The sequence below is a fragment of the Rhizobium sp. CRRU65 genome, assembly GCF_048551595.1.
Lineage (GTDB): Bacteria > Pseudomonadota > Alphaproteobacteria > Rhizobiales > Rhizobiaceae > Rhizobium > Rhizobium leguminosarum_J.
The window spans coordinates 83454-101277 of the sequence record NZ_JBLYZH010000015.1; the positions used below are offsets into that span (position 1 = coordinate 83454).

21 protein-coding genes, 1 tRNA gene and 2 riboswitches are annotated in these 17824 nt (G+C 61.2%); of the genes, 11 read left to right on the forward strand and 11 right to left on the reverse strand.

Annotated features, from left to right (window positions below; all coding sequences use genetic code 11):
* Positions 1 to 17 precede the first annotated feature (17 nt).
* On the reverse strand, positions 18 to 1154 hold the full coding sequence (gcvT, locus tag ACM5SV_RS26375) for a glycine cleavage system aminomethyltransferase GcvT (RefSeq protein ID WP_222017208.1): 1137 nt from the start codon (positions 1152 to 1154) through the stop codon (positions 18 to 20).
* 77 nt (positions 1155 to 1231) lie between these two features.
* Positions 1232 to 1312, reverse strand: a riboswitch (glycine riboswitch).
* Positions 1313 to 1315: 3 nt separating this feature from the next.
* Positions 1316 to 1404: riboswitch (glycine riboswitch) on the reverse strand.
* A gap of 157 nt (positions 1405 to 1561) precedes the next feature.
* On the opposite strand from gcvT, the gene ACM5SV_RS26380 reads away from it, so the two are divergent.
* Positions 1562 to 1942 (forward strand): hypothetical protein, encoded by a 381-nt coding sequence (locus tag ACM5SV_RS26380; RefSeq protein ID WP_221964215.1) that lies wholly within the window; start codon positions 1562 to 1564, stop codon positions 1940 to 1942.
* Positions 1943 to 2015: 73 nt separating this feature from the next.
* A complete protein-coding gene (locus ACM5SV_RS26385; protein WP_012757584.1) occupies positions 2016 to 3029 on the forward strand; it encodes a copper chaperone PCu(A)C in 1014 nt (337 codons plus the stop codon).
* Between the two features lie 73 nt (positions 3030 to 3102).
* On the opposite strand, the gene ACM5SV_RS26390 is transcribed toward ACM5SV_RS26385, so the two are convergent.
* Positions 3103 to 3369 carry a hypothetical protein gene (locus ACM5SV_RS26390; protein ID WP_012757583.1) on the reverse strand — a complete coding sequence of 89 codons (267 nt, stop codon included), beginning with the start codon at positions 3367 to 3369 and terminating at the stop codon, positions 3103 to 3105.
* A gap of 121 nt (positions 3370 to 3490) precedes the next feature.
* Here ACM5SV_RS26390 and crcB point away from each other — a divergent pair, with 121 nt between their 5' ends.
* The 7 genes from crcB (at position 3491) to ACM5SV_RS26425 (ending at position 9041) form a co-directional block, all read left to right on the forward strand.
* Positions 3491 to 3868, forward strand: coding sequence for a fluoride efflux transporter CrcB (crcB, locus tag ACM5SV_RS26395; RefSeq protein ID WP_003539962.1), 378 nt, complete (start codon positions 3491 to 3493; stop codon positions 3866 to 3868).
* 94 nt (positions 3869 to 3962) lie between these two features.
* The gene (locus tag ACM5SV_RS26400; RefSeq protein ID WP_012757582.1) at positions 3963 to 4955 is read left to right on the forward strand and encodes an RluA family pseudouridine synthase; all 993 of its coding nucleotides are present in this window, start codon (positions 3963 to 3965) and stop codon (positions 4953 to 4955) included.
* Positions 4952 to 5605 (forward strand): HAD-IA family hydrolase, encoded by a 654-nt coding sequence (locus ACM5SV_RS26405; protein ID WP_221970165.1) that lies wholly within the window; start codon positions 4952 to 4954, stop codon positions 5603 to 5605. The genes ACM5SV_RS26400 and ACM5SV_RS26405 overlap by 4 nt, the downstream gene beginning before the upstream one ends.
* 9 nt (positions 5606 to 5614) lie before the next feature.
* On the forward strand, positions 5615 to 6400 hold the full coding sequence (locus ACM5SV_RS26410) for an ATP12 family chaperone protein (RefSeq protein WP_222017206.1): 786 nt from the start codon (positions 5615 to 5617) through the stop codon (positions 6398 to 6400).
* 67 nt (positions 6401 to 6467) lie between these two features.
* Positions 6468 to 6926: a hypothetical protein gene (locus ACM5SV_RS26415; RefSeq protein ID WP_221970169.1), complete on the forward strand. Its 459-nt coding sequence runs from the start codon at positions 6468 to 6470 to the stop codon at positions 6924 to 6926.
* Between the two features lie 50 nt (positions 6927 to 6976).
* A complete protein-coding gene (locus tag ACM5SV_RS26420) occupies positions 6977 to 8509 on the forward strand; it encodes an acyl-CoA carboxylase subunit beta (protein ID WP_221970171.1) in 1533 nt (510 codons plus the stop codon).
* Positions 8510 to 8648: 139 nt separating this feature from the next.
* Positions 8649 to 9041 (forward strand): DoxX family protein, encoded by a 393-nt coding sequence (locus ACM5SV_RS26425; RefSeq protein ID WP_012757577.1) that lies wholly within the window; start codon positions 8649 to 8651, stop codon positions 9039 to 9041.
* A gap of 42 nt (positions 9042 to 9083) precedes the next feature.
* Here the strand turns inward: ACM5SV_RS26425 and sugE are convergent, their stop codons facing one another.
* The 7 genes from sugE to ACM5SV_RS26460 form a co-directional block, all read right to left on the reverse strand.
* Positions 9084 to 9398 carry a quaternary ammonium compound efflux SMR transporter SugE gene (gene sugE, locus ACM5SV_RS26430; RefSeq protein ID WP_003559670.1) on the reverse strand — a complete coding sequence of 105 codons (315 nt, stop codon included), beginning with the start codon at positions 9396 to 9398 and terminating at the stop codon, positions 9084 to 9086.
* A gap of 213 nt (positions 9399 to 9611) precedes the next feature.
* Complete coding sequence (locus ACM5SV_RS26435) at positions 9612 to 10079, reverse strand: YaiI/YqxD family protein (protein WP_012757576.1); 468 nt, start codon at positions 10077 to 10079, stop codon at positions 9612 to 9614.
* A 10-nt stretch (positions 10080 to 10089) separates the two neighbouring features.
* Positions 10090 to 10674, reverse strand: a complete 585-nt coding sequence (locus tag ACM5SV_RS26440) for a GNAT family N-acetyltransferase (RefSeq protein WP_221991611.1) — start codon at positions 10672 to 10674, stop codon at positions 10090 to 10092.
* 106 nt (positions 10675 to 10780) lie between these two features.
* Complete coding sequence (locus ACM5SV_RS26445) at positions 10781 to 12802, reverse strand: acetyl-CoA carboxylase biotin carboxylase subunit (RefSeq protein WP_222017204.1); 2022 nt, start codon at positions 12800 to 12802, stop codon at positions 10781 to 10783.
* 75 nt (positions 12803 to 12877) lie between these two features.
* Positions 12878 to 13582, reverse strand: a complete 705-nt coding sequence (locus tag ACM5SV_RS26450; RefSeq protein WP_222017202.1) for a hypothetical protein — start codon at positions 13580 to 13582, stop codon at positions 12878 to 12880.
* A gap of 97 nt (positions 13583 to 13679) precedes the next feature.
* Positions 13680 to 14630, reverse strand: a complete 951-nt coding sequence (locus ACM5SV_RS26455) for a DMT family transporter (protein WP_222017200.1) — start codon at positions 14628 to 14630, stop codon at positions 13680 to 13682.
* 97 nt (positions 14631 to 14727) lie between these two features.
* Positions 14728 to 14812 (reverse strand) — tRNA-Leu (locus ACM5SV_RS26460).
* Between the two features lie 182 nt (positions 14813 to 14994).
* On the opposite strand from ACM5SV_RS26460, the gene lipB reads away from it, so the two are divergent.
* Together lipB and ACM5SV_RS26470 are read left to right on the forward strand one after the other, a co-directional pair.
* Positions 14995 to 15714, forward strand: coding sequence for a lipoyl(octanoyl) transferase LipB (gene lipB, locus ACM5SV_RS26465; protein ID WP_017994155.1), 720 nt, complete (start codon positions 14995 to 14997; stop codon positions 15712 to 15714).
* A 163-nt stretch (positions 15715 to 15877) separates the two neighbouring features.
* Positions 15878 to 16522, forward strand: coding sequence for a methyltransferase family protein (locus ACM5SV_RS26470; protein WP_017994154.1), 645 nt, complete (start codon positions 15878 to 15880; stop codon positions 16520 to 16522).
* A gap of 96 nt (positions 16523 to 16618) precedes the next feature.
* Here the strand turns inward: ACM5SV_RS26470 and ACM5SV_RS26475 are convergent, their stop codons facing one another.
* Positions 16619 to 16984, reverse strand: coding sequence for a hypothetical protein (locus tag ACM5SV_RS26475; RefSeq protein WP_012757570.1), 366 nt, complete (start codon positions 16982 to 16984; stop codon positions 16619 to 16621).
* Between the two features lie 321 nt (positions 16985 to 17305).
* Positions 17306 to 17824, reverse strand: a complete 519-nt coding sequence (locus ACM5SV_RS26480) for a BON domain-containing protein (RefSeq protein ID WP_012757569.1) — start codon at positions 17822 to 17824, stop codon at positions 17306 to 17308.

Here is a 17824-nt window from a genome sequence, read left to right on the forward strand (position 1 = left end):
TCCTCTCTGGAAAAGGTTTAGCGTTTGTAGGTCGGTGTGACGAAGGGCAGGGCGCTGACGGTGGTCGGCAGATATTTGCCGCGCACCTCGGCGTAGACGAGCGTGCCTGCCGCAGCATGGGAGAGCTGCACGTAGCCCATGGCGACGGGGCCTTCGACGCTGGGGCCAAAGCCGCCCGAGGTGACCTCGCCGATTTCGATATTGCCCTCGGCATCGGCATAGAGCTTGGCATGGCCGCGCACTGGCGCCTTGCCTTCTGGCTTCAGGCCGACGCGGCGGCGTGCGGCGCCGTTTTCGAGTTCGGAGAGGATGCGGCCAGAGCCCGGGAAGCCGCCGGCGCGCGCACCGCTGCCGCGCCTTGCTTTCTGCATAGCCCATTCGAGTGCGGCCTCGACCGGCGAGGTGGTCGTGTCGATATCGTTGCCGTAGAGGCAGAGGCCGGCTTCGAGGCGCAGCGAATCGCGAGCGCCAAGGCCGATCGCCTGGACGTCCGGATGTTCGAGCAGCCGCTTGGAGACATCCACGGCCTTGTCTGATGGAATCGAGATCTCGAAGCCGTCCTCGCCGCTATAGCCGGAGCGCGAGACCAGACAGGAAACGTCGTGCAGACGGCAGTGGCGCACGTCCATGAATTTCATCGCTGCGACATCGGCCCAGAGTTCGGCAAGAACCGCAACGGCGCGCGGTCCCTGCAGCGCGATCAAGGCGCGATCGAGGACGGTGATGTCGCATTGGTCGCTAATGTGTGCCTGCAAATGGGCGACGTCGGCCTCCTTGCAGGCGGCGTTGACTACGACGAAGAGGTGGTCGTCGACATGGGCGATCATCAGGTCGTCGAGAATGCAGCCGGTATCGTCGGTGAAGAAGCCATAGCGCTGGCGGCCTTCGCCAAGGCCCAATATGTCGACGGGGACCAGGCTTTCGAGCGCGAGAGCCGCATCCTCATAGCTGCCCGACTTCGCCTTCACGATGACCTGGCCCATGTGGGAGACATCGAAGAGGCCGGCTTCGGCGCGGGTATGAAGATGCTCCTTCATCACGCCGGCCGGATATTGCACCGGCATGTCGTAACCGGCGAACGGCACCATGCGGGCGCCGAGCTGGAGATGCAGGGCATGCAACGGGGTTCTTTTCAGGGCAGCAGTATCGTCCAAAAGACGCCTCCGGGGTTTGCGCCTTCTTCACGAAGGCGCGGGCTCAAATCTGAAGGCGCGGCTGCGCACTTCTCTCCTGAGCCCCCTCTGTCCCTTTGCCTGAGATTGTTATCCCTTCGGCGAGCGTTTCGAGAACGCTTCTCTCCAGAGTTCCGTCTGCCCCTTGCTGGTCCTTTTGCCTGAGAGTTTCCGGGGCGGTTGCTCCTTCGGCACCGGTGGCGAAAGCACCGGCTTCTCCCAACAAGGTTGGCGCAATTATCCGGCGGGTGCAGCACTTGGCAAGACCAAATGTCGTGACCGGGCAAATTTTTGTCGTCTTATTCCCAGCAAGCGTTGATCTCAGGCAAATCTGCTTTTGCATTCCGTGCTAAAACCGGCTATCGCGGCCTTCTGTTGAAGGGGATCTCATGCAGCAGACCGGACTGAAAGCGACGCTCTTCCTGCGCATGCTTTGCGCATTGAGCCTGCTTTTGCTCGGCCTCGCCCATCAGGTGCCACAGGCTGTCGCCGCCGAAGGCTATGATGCCGCGGCCTATGTGCTGCCCGACGGCACCTTCGCCTCGCTCTGCGTCACCGTGAAGGATGCCGACGGCAAGACCGTCGCCTTCAAGCCGAATTGCGAAGCCTGCCGGCTGTCGGCCTCCACCATCCTGCCGACGCCGGATGCGGGCTCGTGGCTCGAGCGCAAACTCGCTTCGCTGATGAATTCGCCGATCGAAACATCAGCCGTTTCAGGCGCAAGCGCTGTCAGCCGGCCGAATTCCCGCGCGCCTCCCATCCTCGCCTGATCTGCCTTCGCAATCCATGATGCAGCATGCCGGTCCGCCCGAGAGAGGTCCGTGGCCGGCGAGGAGACATCCGATGAAAACTATCAAGACATTTGGCAAGACATTCGGGCTTGCCGCCGTTCTTTCCGCGACCGCCTTTGCCAGCGCCGAGGCGCATGTGACCTTCCTCGACAGAGAGGCGACGCAGGACAGCACCATTCTCGCCACGCTGCAGGTGCCGCATGGCTGCGACGGCAAGGCGACCACGGAAGTGCGAGTCAAGCTGCCTGAGGGATTCGTCTTCGCCAAGCCGCAGCCGAAGGCCGGCTGGGAGCTCGAGGTGATCAAGGGCGACTACCAGAAGACCTACGACAATCACGGCGACAAGGTGAAGACGGGCGCGATCGAAGTGCGCTGGAGGAACGGCAATCTCTCCGACGATTTCTACGATACCTTCGTCATCCAGGGTAAGGTATCGGGTGTCGAGGCCGGCTCCTCGCTCGTCTTTCCGGTGACGCAGATGTGCGGCGAGACGGTCACGGCCTGGGATCAGGTGGCGGCGGAAGGCGGCGACGCGCACGGACTGAAAAGCCCGGCGCCGCTGTTGAAGGTCGTCGCCGGCGAAGGTGGCCATGACCATGACGACATGGCCGGCATGGATATGTCCGGTATGAACATGAGCGGGACGGCGGGCATGGGCGCTGCGGCGCCGGCCGGCGAAACGGTCAAGGCCGGCGATCTCGAAGTCTCCGGTGGCTTCGCCAAGGCAATGCTGCCCGGCCAGCCGGTCGGCGGCGGCTTCTTCACGGTGAAGAATAACGGCCAGACGGACGATCGCCTGGTGTCCGTCAGTTCGCCCGCAGCTGGTGAGGTTCAGATCCACGAGATGGTGACGAAGGACAACGTCATGCGGATGCGCCAGCTGAAGGACGGCATCGCCATCGCCGCCGGCGAGACGGTCAAGCTCAAGCCCGGCAACCTGCATCTGATGTTCCAGAAGGTGAAGACGCCGTTCAAGCAGGGCGATACGGTGCCGGTGACGCTGATCTTCGAAAAGGCCGGCAAGGTCGATCTCGTCCTGCAGGTGCTCTCCGCCCAGGGCAAATGAAAGTAGACTCGTTAAACAGAAAAGCCCGCGACTGTGACGGCAGTCGCGAGCTTTCGTTTGGAAGGCGATGGCCTCAGAAGTCTTCGTAGGATCGCAGCGCCTGTTTCAGGCCGGCCTGCGGCTGGCGATTGCCCTTGGCCATCAGGTCGAGGGCCACTTCGGTCGACTGGATGATGCTGGAGGGCTCGTCTATTTCCTCGGTGCCTTCGGCCTTCAACTGCCGGTCGGCAACGCGGCGCGCATCGCGGGCGGCGGTGCTCGTCGCGACACGCTGCGGGATTCGGAGCGACTCGAACGCAATAGCGGCGGTGTTGGCCGATATGGACAGGAGCTGGGTCATGCCGTCACGGTATCGGCACGATCTTGGCGCCATTATAAGAAAATCATCGGCATTTTACCGGATGGTAAGAATTCATACCTTCTCGATTGGAATCGCTGCGGAGTTGCGATAAATCCGGCTGATGATCCAGGCTCTTCTCGTCGCCGTTGGCGGCGCCATCGGTTCTCTTCTCAGATATTATGTCGGCCAGTGGGCGCTGAGACTCATGGGGCCGGCATTTCCGTGGGGCACGCTCGCCGTCAATGTTGTCGGCTGCTTCGTCATCGGCGTCTTCGCCGAGCTGATCGCGCGGAAGTTCAACGCCTCGGTGGAGCTGCGCCTGCTGCTGATCACTGGCTTCCTCGGCGGCTTCACAACCTTCTCGGCCTTCTCGCTGGATGCGATCTCGCTGTTCGAGCGCGGCGAGGCCGTCGCCGGCGGTATCTACATCGCTGCGAGCGTCGGACTTTCGATGGCGGCCGTCATCGCCGGGCTCGCCGTCATGCGCGCTTTGGCCTGATTTCTTTTCCGGTTTCCGTTTTGCTTGAAAATGCTCTAAAGGCTGCGGCAAGAACGCCGGCTCGGCCTGCGCTGCAATTTCCGAAAGATCGTTTATGGCTGGCATAGAACATATCAAGGTTGAACCCGACGAAGCCGGCATGCGGCTCGATCGCTGGTTCAAGGTGCATTTTCCCGGGCTCGGCTTCGGTCCGCTGCAAAAGCTCTTGCGCTCCGGCCAGGTGCGCGTCGACGGTGGGCGTGTCAAATCGGATGCACGCGTGCAGCCCGGCCAGACGGTGCGCGTGCCGCCGATGGATGTCGATGCGAAGCTGAAATCCGGACCGATCGCCGGCAAGGATCTCAAACATTCGTCGGATTTCCAACTCTTGTCGCGCATGGTGCTGCACGAGGACGACAAGGTGATCGTGCTCAACAAGCCGCCCGGTCTTGCGGTGCAGGGCGGCTCGGGTGTGGCCAGGCATATCGACCAGATGCTCGAAGCCTGGACCAGCCCGAAGGGCGAGAAGCCGCGGCTCGTTCACCGTCTCGACCGCGACACATCGGGTGTTCTCGTCATCGCCCGCACCCGCGGTGCAGCGCAGAAGCTGACGGCTGCCTTCCGCGAGCGCGACACCAAGAAGACCTACTGGGCGCTGGTCAAGGGCGTGCCGCGCAAGCACGAGGACAAGATCTCGACCTGGCTGGTGAAGGAGCCGACCGCCGACGGCGACCGCATGCGCATCGCCAAGCACGGCGAGGACGGCGCCGACCATGCGATTTCCTTCTACCGCGTGCTGGAGACGGCGGCACAGAACCTCGCCTGGCTGGAGATGGAGCCCTATACCGGCCGTACACATCAGTTGCGCGTCCATGCCCTGCATATCGGCCATCCGATCATCGGCGATCCGAAATATTTCGACGACGATCCGAATTGGGATTTTCCAGGTGGCGTCCAGAAGAAGCTGCATCTGCACGCGCGTCACATCGACATCCCGCATCCCTCCGGCGGCCGCCTGCGCATCAGTGCGCCGCTGCCAGCGCATATGGTGCAGACCTGGAACCTTCTCGGTCTCGACCTTGCCGGTGCCGAAAGGGACGCCGAATGAAACTGGCGCTTTTCGATTGCGACGGCACGCTGGTCGACAGTGCTGCGTTGATCCACGAAACCATGCGCAGGACCTTCGACAAGTTCGGCAAGCCGGAACCGCGCTTTGAAGACACCAAGGCCATTATCGGCCTGTCCCTCGATATTGCGATCGCCCGCATGCAGGGCAGGCCGCATGTGGAGCAGCAAGATATCGACATGACGGCGCATTACAAATCGCTGTTCTCGATCGTGCGTCAGGATCTTGACTATAAGGAGCCGCTGTTTCCCGGCATTCGCGAGATGATCGACGCGATCAGCGGACGCGATGAGCTGCTGATCGGCGCGGTGACGGGCAAATCCCGCCGCGGGCTCAAGGTCGTGATGGAGACGCATGGCTTCGACAAGCATTTCATTGTCGCACGCACCGCCGACGATTGCCCCTCCAAACCGCATCCGGCCATGGTGACGGAATGCTGCGATGAAACAGGCATGAATGCTGCCGACACCATTGTCATCGGCGATGCGGTTTACGATATGCAGATGGCAAAGGCTGCCGGCGCCAAGGCGATCGGCGTTGCCTGGGGTTATGCCAGCGTGGATGAGCTGATCGCCAACGGCGCTGATGCGATCGCCTACCATCCGAACGAGATATTGCGTCATTTTTCCTGAGGTGAGCCCATGCGCGATCTGCTGAACGACCTTTCCGAAGGCCTGAGCCATCCCGATCCCATCCGCCGCGCGCAGATTCAGATGAAGAAGCCGCTGCCCAAGCGCTTCTATACCGACGTCTCCGTTGCCGAGCACGAGGCTGGTTTTGCGATCACGCTCGACGGCAAGATGGTGCGCACGCCGGCGCGCCAGGTTCTCGCCGTGCCGACCGAGGCGCTCGCGCGGCTTGTCGCCGCCGAATGGCAGGCGCAGGGCGAAGAGATCAACCCGGTGAGCATGCCGGTGACCCGGCTCGTCAACACCGCAATCGACGGCGTTGCCGCCAACGCGCAGGCGATCTTCGAGGATATATTGCGCTTTTCATCCAGCGACCTCATCTGCTACCGCGCCGAGGAGCCGGAACTGTTGGTCGAACGCCAGGCCGCGCACTGGGATCCGGTGATCGACTGGGCAGCGACCGATCTCGGCGCCCGCTTCATCCTCGTCGAAGGGGTGATGCCGCAGGAGCAGCCGCGCGAGGCGACGGCCGCCTTCGCCGTCACGCTCGCAAGATATGATAGCCCGATGGCGCTGGCCGCACTCCACACAGTCACCACGCTCACCGGCTCGGCGATCCTGGCGCTTGCCTTCGCCGAGGGCCGGGTGACGGTGGAGGAGGCCTGGTCGCTTGCCCATCTCGACGAGGACTGGACGATCGAGCATTGGGGCAGCGACGAGGAAGCCGAGCAGCGGCGGGCCAAGCGCTTTGCCGAGTTCAAAGCCGCAGCGGATGTTTTTTTCGCCCTAAGCGCCTGAAACATATTGCCTTCCAATGCATTATGACGAAGTCTGCGACTCCAACGGGGTGGTGCGGGATTTTGCAATGAATTGGCTGAGGTCGTGTTTTTGCCGGGCCACACTCGTCTGTGTCGCGCTCACGGCCTGCGGCAGCCTCTCGGTCACCAAGCCGGCGGCGCCGGTCTATGATGTGCGCAGTGCCGTCGTTCTCTCCGGTCCGAACATGCCGGCCGAGCTGCTTTCCGGCATCAACGACCGCGTCAACGCGGCGATCAACGCAACCATGCGCGACACCGTGCTGCCGCGGGTGGTGCTGACGATCCGCGTGGTTTCCATCCAGAAAGGCCTCGGCTTCCAGAAGGACCGCAACGTCGTCAAGCTCAGCATCGACGCGGCCTCGGTGGAGGACGGTTCGGTCATCGCCGTCAGCGCCTTCGACGTCACCAGCATCGCGGCCGATCCCAAGCTTGCCGACGAGATCCTGGCTGAGGACGCCGCTGCAAGGATACGCTCGGTTTTCTCACTCAGCGGACGCGCTCATTAGCGTGACGCTCTAAACGCCGGATTGCCGCCCGCAGCGGCGAGGGAGATCGCATGAAGGAAATTCTCGAAGAACTGGAACGGCGCCGCGACGTTGCCCGCCTTGGCGGCGGCGAGGCGCGCATCGACGCCCAGCACAAGCGTGGCAAGCTGACGGCGCGCGAGCGTATCGACCTCTTCCTCGACGAAGGTTCCTTCGAGGAATTCGACATGTTCGTCGAACATCGCTCCACCGATTTCGGCATGGACAAGAGCCGCATCGCCGGCGACGGCGTCGTCACCGGCTGGGGCACGGTCAATGGCCGCACGGTGTTCGTCTTCGCCAAGGACTTCACCGTCTTCGGCGGCTCGCTGTCTGAGGCGCATGCCGAGAAGATCATGAAAGTGCAGGACATGGCGCTGAAGAACCGCGCGCCGATCGTCGGCATCTATGATGCGGGCGGCGCCCGCATCCAGGAGGGCGTGGCGGCCCTCGGCGGTTATGCGGAGGTGTTCCAGCGCAATGTGCTCGCCTCCGGCGTCATTCCGCAGATCTCGGTGATCATGGGTCCTTGCGCCGGCGGCGACGTTTATTCGCCTGCGATGACCGATTTCATCTTCATGGTGCGTGATACCTCCTACATGTTCGTCACCGGTCCCGATGTGGTGAAAACCGTCACCAACGAGACGGTGACGGCAGAAGAACTCGGCGGCGCTATCGTGCATACGGTGCGCTCGTCGATTGCCGACGGCGCCTTTGACAATGATGTCGAAACGCTGCTGCAGGTGCGACGGCTGATCGATTTCCTTCCGCTTTCGAACACCGCGCCATTGCCGGAGATCGAATGTTACCAGTCGGTGACAGAGGTCGACATGTCGCTCGATACGCTGGTGCCGGCGAGCTCCAACAAGCCTTACGACATCAAGGAACTGATCCGGAAGGTGGCCGACGAGGGGGATTTCTTCGAGATCCAGACGAGTTTTGCCAAAAACATCGTCTGCGGCTTCGGCCGCGTCGAAGGCTCCACAGTCGGTTTTGTCGCCAACCAGCCGATGGTGCTGGCCGGCGTTCTCGACAGCGACGCCTCACGCAAGGCGGCCCGCTTCGTGCGCTTCTGCGACTGCTTCAACATTCCGATCGTCACCTTCGTCGACGTGCCGGGCTTCCTGCCCGGTACGGCGCAGGAATATGGCGGCCTCATCAAACACGGCGCCAAGCTGCTCTTCGCCTATGCCGAGGCGACGGTGCCGAAGCTCACCGTCATCACCCGCAAGGCCTTCGGCGGCGCCTATGACGTGATGGCGTCGAAGCATCTGCGTGGCGACCTCAACTATGCCTGGCCGACGGCTCAGATCGCCGTGATGGGCGCCAAGGGCGCGGTCGAGATCATCTTCCGCAAGGATATCGCCGATCCGGAAAAGATCGCCGCCCACACTAAAATGTACGAGGACCGGTTCCTCTCGCCCTTCGTCGCCGCCGAGCGCGGTTATGTCGATGAGGTGATCATGCCGCACTCGACCCGCAGGCGGCTTGCGCGCGGTCTAAAGATGTTGCGCAACAAGGATCTCGCCAATCCCTGGAAGAAACACGACAACATCCCGCTTTGACGGCTGCCGGCGAATAAAACTGTCCGGTCGGGTGTTTAGCCACTGTCGAAAAAGTGAACGGCCGTCAGCGATCCGTGTGTTCTATCCTTACGGGGGACAGGCTAACGCTCGGCTCTTATTATTTTAAAGGAGAGGTTTAATGTCATCTTTCGAGCGTCTTTCTGCCTATCGCCCCTATGGGCTGGCCGCTCTCAGAATTATCACCGCGCTGCTGTTCATCGAACACGGCACGATGAAGCTTTTCGCTTTCCCGGCTGCGCAGATGGCTGGCCCGTTGCCGCCGCTGATGCTTTTCGCCGCCCTTCTTGAGCTTATCGGCGGTATCCTCATTCTCGTCGGCCTGCTGACGCGCCCTGTCGCCTTCCTGCTGGCCGGCGAAATGGCGGTCGCCTATTTCATGGCGCATGCCCCGAGCAGCTTCTTCCCGGCCGTCAACCAGGGCGACGCCGCGATCCTGTTCTGCTTCGTCTTCCTCTACCTGTTCTTCTCCGGTCCCGGCGCTTTTGCCGTCGATAACCGCAAAGCAGCCTGAACGATAGACTGAGGGGCGTCGCGACGCCCCTCAACCTTCACATCAGGCGGTAAGCTTCAGACCAGCGATGCCGGCGACGATCAGCGTGATGCAGGCAAGACGGGAGACACTTGCCTCATCGCCAAGCAGCCAGATGCCGAGAAATACGGTACCGACCGTGCCGATGCCGGTCCAGACCGCATAGGCGGTGCCGATCGGCAGGTGCTTCACCGCCAGGCCGAGCAGCACGATGCTCACCACCATGGATATGACGGTCAGCGCCGTCGGCAGCGGCCGTGTGAAACCCTCGGTATATTTAAGGCCGATTGCCCAGCCACATTCGAAAAGACCGGCGAGAAAAAGCAGAAACCAGGCCATGCGACTCTCCTTGTTCAAGAGCGAGGCCGTCCCCGCGACAGTTGCATCCCAGAGGATGCCGCAGTCGTCTGCGATAGCGCTTATATGCGTGAGGAAACGGCCGACTTCAAGATAGGAATCGGCATGGCTGCCATGCCACCCGTTTCTTGCGGTCTACAGCGCCGCGCGGCTTTCAGACGTGCATAGGACGCTGTAGCAGCTTTAGTTGCTGCATCACGGCTGCCCGCCAGCCTCCGAGGCAAGGCTCTTGGCGCGGCGGCAGAGGCGATCAAAGGTTTCGAGGAAGCGTGAGCGGTCCTTCGGGCTGAAGGCGGCGTTGTAGCCCTTGCTCTCGCCGGTTTCGCGCAAGTGCGCGCCGAGATCGCGCATGGCGCTCGCCATGCCGATATTGGTCTCGTCGAAGACGCGCCCTGTGGGGCCGCTGACGAAGGCGCCGGTCGCGACACAGCGCACGGCAAGCGGCACATCGGCGGTGACGACGACATCGCCCGTGCCGGCACGTTCGGCGATCCAGTTGTCGGCGGCGTCGAAGGCGTTGGAGACGATGACGTTGTGGATCATCGGATCGCGCGAGGGGCGCAGGCCGGAATTGGCAACGAAGGTGACCTCGAGGCCGTGACGTTCCGCGACCTTCAGGACTTCCGGCTTCACCGGGCAGGCATCGGCGTCGACATAGATCATGGCAATATCCTCATGCCGGTTGCGTGGCCTGCTGGCGGACCATATCGATGTGGGGAATGCCGTCTTCCAGATATTCCTGTGACACCGCTATGAAACCGAAAGATTCGTAGAACCGCCGCAAATGGGCCTGTGCTGACAAGGCAATAGGATTTTCCGGATAAAGCCGCTCGCAAGCGGCAATCGCCTCGCTCATCAGTACATCGCCCAGCCGCTTGCCGCGATGGTCAGGCGAGACGACAACGCGGCCGATCTTCGACGGATCCTGTGGCTCATACGGTTTCAGGATTCGCGCCGCGCCGAGGAGTTCGGCACCTTCCAGCAGCCGCAGATGCAAGGCATCGATATCCTTGCCGTCAAGTTCCGGGTAGGGGCAGTTCTGCTCGACGACGAAGACATCGACGCGCATTCTCAAGAGGTCGTAGAGTTCCCGCGTGGTAAGTTCATCAAGACTCCTGAGGTCTGCCCTATAGGTGGCCGCAGCCCCCGTCGCCTTGACCTCCACCGGCACTTCGCCGGCCCGCGGCCCCTCCAGCTGCACGGCCATCACTTCCAGCGGTTTTCCTGCCTGAAGGGCAACGGCGGCGCGAACGTCCATCTTGATATCTCCCTGCTGATTTTGTCGGTACCCAGCTGCTTGTCGGGCTGAGCTTGGCATGGTCGGCAAGCCGGGCCGATGTGAAGCCGGCCGCCTGGCTTGTCTCTCAGGCGAATTCCATGATGACGGCATCGACGGCCAGGCTTTCGCCGGCCGCGGCATTGATCTTCGAGACGACGAGATCGCGGTCGGCGCGCAGCACGTTTTCCATCTTCATCGCTTCAACGATCGCAAGCGTCTCACCGGCCTTGACCTCCTGGCCCTCGGCCACCGCGATGGCGACGACGAGGCCGGGCATCGGGCAGAGCAGGAGCTTGGAAGTATCGGGCGGCAGCTTCACCGGCATCAGCCTGTCGAGCTCGGCATGACGCGGCGAAAAGACCTTGGTCGTCACTGAAAGTCCCTGCCAGTCGATGCGCAAGCCGTTCAGAACGGGGCGGATCTGCGCGGTGATGTCGCGACCGCCGACCTTGCCCCTCCAGACAGGGGCGCCCGGTCTCCAATCGGTGACAACATTCTGGCTCCCGCCCTCTATCGCCCCATCGATCGCGATATCCATATCGAAGGGGATGGTGACGAGGCCGTCGAGCAATCTTGCCGCGACGTGGTTGTCGCCGATCTTGACCACCCAATCCTCGCGCAGCGCGCCCGCTGCGGCGCGCAGGCGATCGGCGAAACGTTCGCGGCGGTTGGTCTCGATCAGGCAGGCGGAGAGCGCGATGCCGGCAAGCACGGCTTCTTGCGCCGGGTCCGGTTTCATCGGCGCAAAGCCATCGGGGTATTCCTCGGCGATGAAGCCTGTGGAAAGCCGGCCCTCGCGCCAGCGCGGATGTTTCATCAGCGCCGACAGGAAAGGAACATTGTGCTCGATGCCATCGACGACGAAACCGTCGAGCGCCTGACCCATGGCCTCGATCGCTTCCAGCCGCGTCGGCGCCCAGGTGCAGAGCTTGGCGATCATCGGGTCGTAATACATCGAGATCTCGGCGCCTTCGAAGACGCCGGTATCGTTGCGGACGACGACATTGCCGGTCCTGCCTTCCGCCGGCGGCCGGTAGCGCGTCAGGCGGCCGATCGAGGGCAGGAAGTTGCGATAGGGATCCTCGGCATAGAGCCGGCTCTCGACCGCCCAGCCGTCAAGCCTGATATCCTCCTGGGCAAAGGGAAGGGGCTCTCCTGCTGCGACACGGATCATCTGCTCGACGAGGTCGATGCCGGTAATGAGTTCGGTCACGGGATGCTCGACCTGCAGGCGGGTGTTCATTTCGAGGAAATAGAAATTGCGGTCCCGGTCGACGATGAATTCGACGGTGCCGGCGCTCTGGTAATCGACGGCTCTCGCCAGCGCCACCGATTGTTCGCCCATCGCCTTGCGGGTCGCTTCATCGAGGAAGGGCGAGGGCGCCTCTTCCGCCACCTTCTGGTTCCGCCGCTGGATCGAGCATTCGCGCTCGCCGAGATAGACGACGTTGCCATGTGCATCGGCCAGGACCTGGATCTCGATATGTCGCGGCTCGACGACGAACTTTTCGATGAAGACGCGGTCGTCGCCGAAAGAGCTTTTCGCCTCCGAGCGGGCGCGCTCGAAGCCGTCGCGCACTTCCGCCTCGTTCCAGGCAATGCGCATGCCTTTGCCGCCGCCGCCGGCCGATGCCTTGATCATGACGGGATAACCGATCCCGCCCGATATCACTTCCGCATGGGCGCCATCCTCGATGATGCCGAGATGGCCGGGCACGGTGGATACACCGGCGGCATTGGCGAATTTCTTCGATTCGATCTTGTCGCCCATCGCCATGATGGCTTTCGGCTTCGGGCCGATGAAGATGATGCCCTGTTTTTCCAATTCAGCGCAGAAGGAGGCGCGTTCGGACAGGAAGCCATAGCCGGGATGCACCGCCTCGGCGCCGATTGCCTTGCAGGCGGCAATGATCTTTTCCGCAACCAGATAACTCTCCGACGCCGCGGCCGGGCCGATATGAACGGCCTCGTCGGCCATCTCGACATGCAGCGCGTCCCGATCCGCATCCGAATAGACCGCGACGGTCAAAATACCCATGCGGCGCGCAGTCTTGATCACGCGGCAGGCGATTTCGCCGCGATTCGCGATCAGGATTTTCTTGAACATCGAGACTCCACCCAGAAATGCATCCCGGAGTTTTACGCACAAAACACCGGAACGCACAATCAGGCTTGCCGAGGCTCAGGCGACGGCAGCTTCGCAGACGGGTTCCTCGTCGACGATGCGCAGCCAGCGGCTGCGCCGCGGCTCGGCATAGTCGCGCAGCTCGACGGCAGCCATGATCCCCGCCCAGTGCGGATGATTGGCGCCGCGCAGCGTTGCCTGCTCGATCTGCTGGAGAACGCCGTATTCGACCGACGAGACCGGGATGACGCCGCCTTCGGCGACGCTTCTGAAGATGCGCATCGCATAGTCGATGTCCTGGCGGGTGATGCCCCGGCGATCGATGGCGCGCGACAGCTTGTAGCCACCGATATTGTCGGTGATCGCCAGGCGAAGCTGATCGAGGGCGAGCGCTCTCAACTCGACTGGGACATCGGCCGAAATCTCCATGACGTGGAGAATGAGCTCGAGCTCCAGCGCCGAGTTGACGACACCATCGGTCGTGAACATGCGCATGATCCAGGCGACGTTGATTTCATCCAGCGAGCCTTGCGGATAGGTGTAATGGACGATGAAGCCGGCGAGTTGCTCGACGAAGAAAGCGTTCCACGCGGCACATTTTTCAGGGCAGGAATTATTGAGCGCCAACATCGCCACGACATCGTCGGATGTCCGGATGCCCTCCGGGAAAGCATGTTTGCGCAACAGCACTATATCTTCGGCCGTCAGCCGATGCTTGCCGGCCACGACACAGGCCGGAAAAGCGAGACGAAATTCGCTCATGTTTTAACTCCAGGCTTCATCATGAAACCGGAGACAGTTTTACCGTCTGCGAATTGACGATCCCTCAAGAAGCGGAGTTAACCCGATATTCTCCGGGTCAGGAAGATTTTAATGATCGCGCCTGCAGCCGCTCTCGCCAGATGATGAAGAGGCCCGAAGCAACGATGATGAAGATGCCGATCCATTTGGAAAAGCTCGGGAAATCGTTGAACAGCGCATAGCCGAGAACGGTGGCCGAGATGATCTCGAAGTACTGGAACGGCGCAAGCAGCGACAGCGGCGCGAGCCGGAAAGCCCGGACGATGAGCATATGCGCATATCCCGAGATCGAGCCGAGGGCGAGAAGCAGAACAAGACCGAGGCCGGAGGAGGGTAAAGAGACGGCAAAATCGGCATTGCCTGAACTGTTGCCGAGGAAAAGGGCGGCCGCCATGAAGACCGTTCCGCCGATGCCGGCCATCGTCTGCATGGTCAGCGGAGAATCGGCCTCGCCGATGGCGCGGTTGAGGAAGAGATAGAGCGAGAACAGAAAGGCGCAGGCGACCGGCAGCAGCGCCTTCAAGCCGAAAATCTCGTAGCTCGGCTGAATGACGATCATCGCGCCGCCGAAACCGACGACAATCGCCGTCCAGCGCCGCCAGCCGACCTTCTCTCCGAGAAACAGCGCCGACAGGGCGGTCAGCATGAAGGGCTCGACGAAATAGATGGCGAAGACATCGGCAAGCGGCATGTATTTGACGGCGACGAAGAAAAGCAGGCTCGCACCACCATGCAGCGCACCGCGCAACAGGTTCATCCACGGCCGTTGCGCCGAAAGCGCCTTCAGGCCGAAAAGGGCGAAAAGAATCGGCAGGGTGCAGACGATCTGGAAAAAGAATCGGTAGAAGGTCACCTGACCCGGCGACATCGCTTCGAAGGTCGCCATGTATTTGGCGATCGCATCCATGATCGGCAGGATGAGCATGGCGCCGGACATGATGGCCATGCCCTGCAGGGAATTTTGATGGGGCTCTGACATGGCTGCTGATTCTTGCGAGGATGATGCCATCAACCATGAGAAGGTTGGGCAATCAAGCCGAGCAACCGCAAATAGCTTCGAGGTGAAATCGAAATCGTCGCTTAGAAAGCGTTTCCCTGAAGGGGAATGGTGCGGTCGAGAAGACTCGAACTTCCACGGGTTGCCCCACAGCGACCTCAACGCTGCGCGTCTACCAATTCCGCCACGACCGCATCGTGGTAGGTGCCGATTTGCGTCGGCGGGGCAGCATGTAGCAAAAGCATCTGGGGTGCACAAGGGCGATATGACAGTTTTTTTGAAAACCGCTCACAGCATTTGAATTGGCCCCGAAACGGGTCCATATAGCTGTCCTGCCGCCCCTTTTTCGCAGGCGTTTCGGGGAGAGCGGCAAGGAATGGCTATGCTTCGCACCGATCTCGAATTTTCCATGCTTCCCCAACTCGGCACCCGGCCGGTCCGCTGGCGCATTGCCGACGGCCTCGTCCCCTATGAGGAGGCGGTGGAAACGATGGAGCGCGAGGTGGCTGTGATCGCTGATGGCGGTGATGAGCTCGTCTGGCTCGTCGAACATCCGCCGCTCTATACTGCCGGCACCAGCGCCAATGCGAGGGACCTTGTCCAGCCGAACCGGTTTCCGGTCTTTGCGACAGGGCGCGGCGGTGAATACACCTATCACGGACCCGGCCAGCGCGTCGCCTATGTCATGCTCGACCTGAAAAGGCGGCGGCAGGACGTGCGGGCCTTCGTCGCTGCCCTTGAAGATGTCGTCATCCGCACGCTCGACATGATGAATGTGCGCGGCGAGCGACGTGAAGATCGCGTCGGCGTGTGGGTGCGCCGGCCGGAAAAGCCACTGCTGACCGATGGGGCGATGGCCGAGGACAAGATCGCCGCCCTCGGCATAAGGCTGCGGAAATGGGTGACCTTCCACGGTTTGTCGCTCAACGTCGATCCCGATCTCGATCATTTCGGCGGCATCGTGCCCTGCGGGATATCGGCCTACGGCGTGACCAGCCTCGTCGATCTTGGCTTGCCGGTGATGATGGCTGATGTCGATATCCGGCTGCGCACCGCCTTCGAAGCGGTTTTCGGCGAAACGACCGGCGAAATCTGACTGATCACGGCGGCGACCGGGGCAATTTGCATTGCCTGGCGCATCCCGCAGTCAGGCTCGGCAATCGCTTCACTGTCAGATGCGAGCCAACATTTTAACCTATAATTAGCAATGGAAAATATATACGACACTACAGCTCTGTGAATATGGAAGTCTGAGGACAATGAAAAAAAATGCAGCGGCAAGCTGGTCATTCCTCGATGTGTATTTCGTTCTCGATCTTATCGAGAAAGTCCTCATCGGCTATTTTTTCGTCGGGATCGTCATGCGTGTCCTGCCGCAGATGCAGGATAATCGGGCGATCATCGATTGCCTGCTGATCGTTTCGGAGGGAGCCGCCGCCTTCCTCATCCTGACGCGCCGGCCGACGAAAAACGCGTCTTTACGCCTCTTCGACTGGACGGTCACCGCCATCGGCACGATCTTCCCGCTGCTCGCCGCGCCCTCCGCGACACAGCCGCTAGCGCCGCTGGCATTCTGCGGGACGGTGATGGCACTTGGTTTCGTCCTGCAGATATCGGCAAAGCTGACATTGCGGCGAAGCTTCGGCCTGGTGCCGGCCAATCGCGGCGTCAAGATCGGCGGACCCTACAAGTTTATACGCCATCCGATGTATGCGGGTTATCTAATGACGCATATCGGCTTCTTCCTGACCCATCCGAGCCTTTGGAATTTTGCCATCTATGCGACGGCCCTTTCCGCACAGTGTTTCCGTCTGTTGGCGGAGGAGCGCCTGTTGAAGCAGGATCCTGCTTACGAGGCCTTCATGACCACGACCCGTTACCGGCTCGTTCCGTTCGTGTTCTGAGACGACAAGCACGTCGATTGAAAAAGAGAAGGGCCGTTTCCGGCCCTTTCTTTTATCGGATCTCGGTCCTTTATAGGATCCCGGTCTTTTATCGGATCAATGCGTCGCGCGGCATGCTTCGGTGCGGGAGGCGCCGCTGTCGGCACCCTTGGTATGGGAGCCCTTCGGGCCGATCATGCTATGGCACGGAGGCAGGGAATTGATGCTGGCCGTTGCGGTCTTGTCGACGACAGGAGACGCCATGGCGCTCGGGGCGAAGCCGTCGCTGTCATTGGTGTAGTCGCTGGAATAGGCCGGCGCCTTGCGACTGCTGTAGTGGACCGGAGCAGGCTTTGACATGGGGCTTGGGGCGAAGCCGTCGCTGTCGTTGTTGTAGTCGTCGGAATAGGTCGGCTGGGCGAAGGCAGCGCCTGCAAGGCTGACGGCGAACAGGGACGCGGCAAGGGCGAATTTGATGCGCATGGGTCTATCTCCTCAATCTGCTGTTGAATTCCACAAACGTAAACTAACCCTCGGCACACACGAGTTCGCGCTCCAATTCAGGCAATTTTGTGATAATATGGCGACGCAGCCGCGACCATTTGTCCAAATGAAATCACAGTGTTGTCAACGAAACTAACGTTCTTGTGACAGAAGTCGCCTAACAAAAATCGGCGATTGGTCTCAGAAATAAGACAGTTGTTGCTACAATCGTAAATTGTTAACTTTTGGTAATGTTGATAAAGATCGTCAACAGGCGACGGCAGCCCGCCACCCGTTATGATCCGCGCTTTGGCGTGAAGTTCAGTCCTCGTTCGGGATATGCGCATCGACACCTGTCAGCTGCAGTTTGTTGCGGACATGATGGACGCCGTCGACCGAAAGCGCGCCGAGTTCGACCTTGCGGGCGATGCCGATCGTCTCCACCGAGCCTTCCAGCGTGACGACGTGACCGTCTGCATGAACCTCGATACTGTCGATATCGACCTCGGGAATGTTTTCGAGATTGTCGTTTACCCGCGCTTCGAGTTCGTCGCTTTCATCGCGGTCGATCGTATCGGCCCGCAGCGAATCTCTCAGGCGGTTTTCATTGCCGTCCTCATCCGTGCCGTCGACCCGGAAGCCCTTGTTGGGATCGCTGTCGAAATTGGCCGCTGTCTCGCCGTAGGGGCGATTATCAGGGCCGCCGGTGCCGGCGCCGCTGCCATCGGCATAGGGCCAGCCGTCGTCGAGATTGCGCTCTTCGAGATCGCGATAATCTTCTTCCCGGGAAAGCTCAGGCTTCTCCCGGGAAAACTGGGTTTTGTCACCGATCCTTGCCAT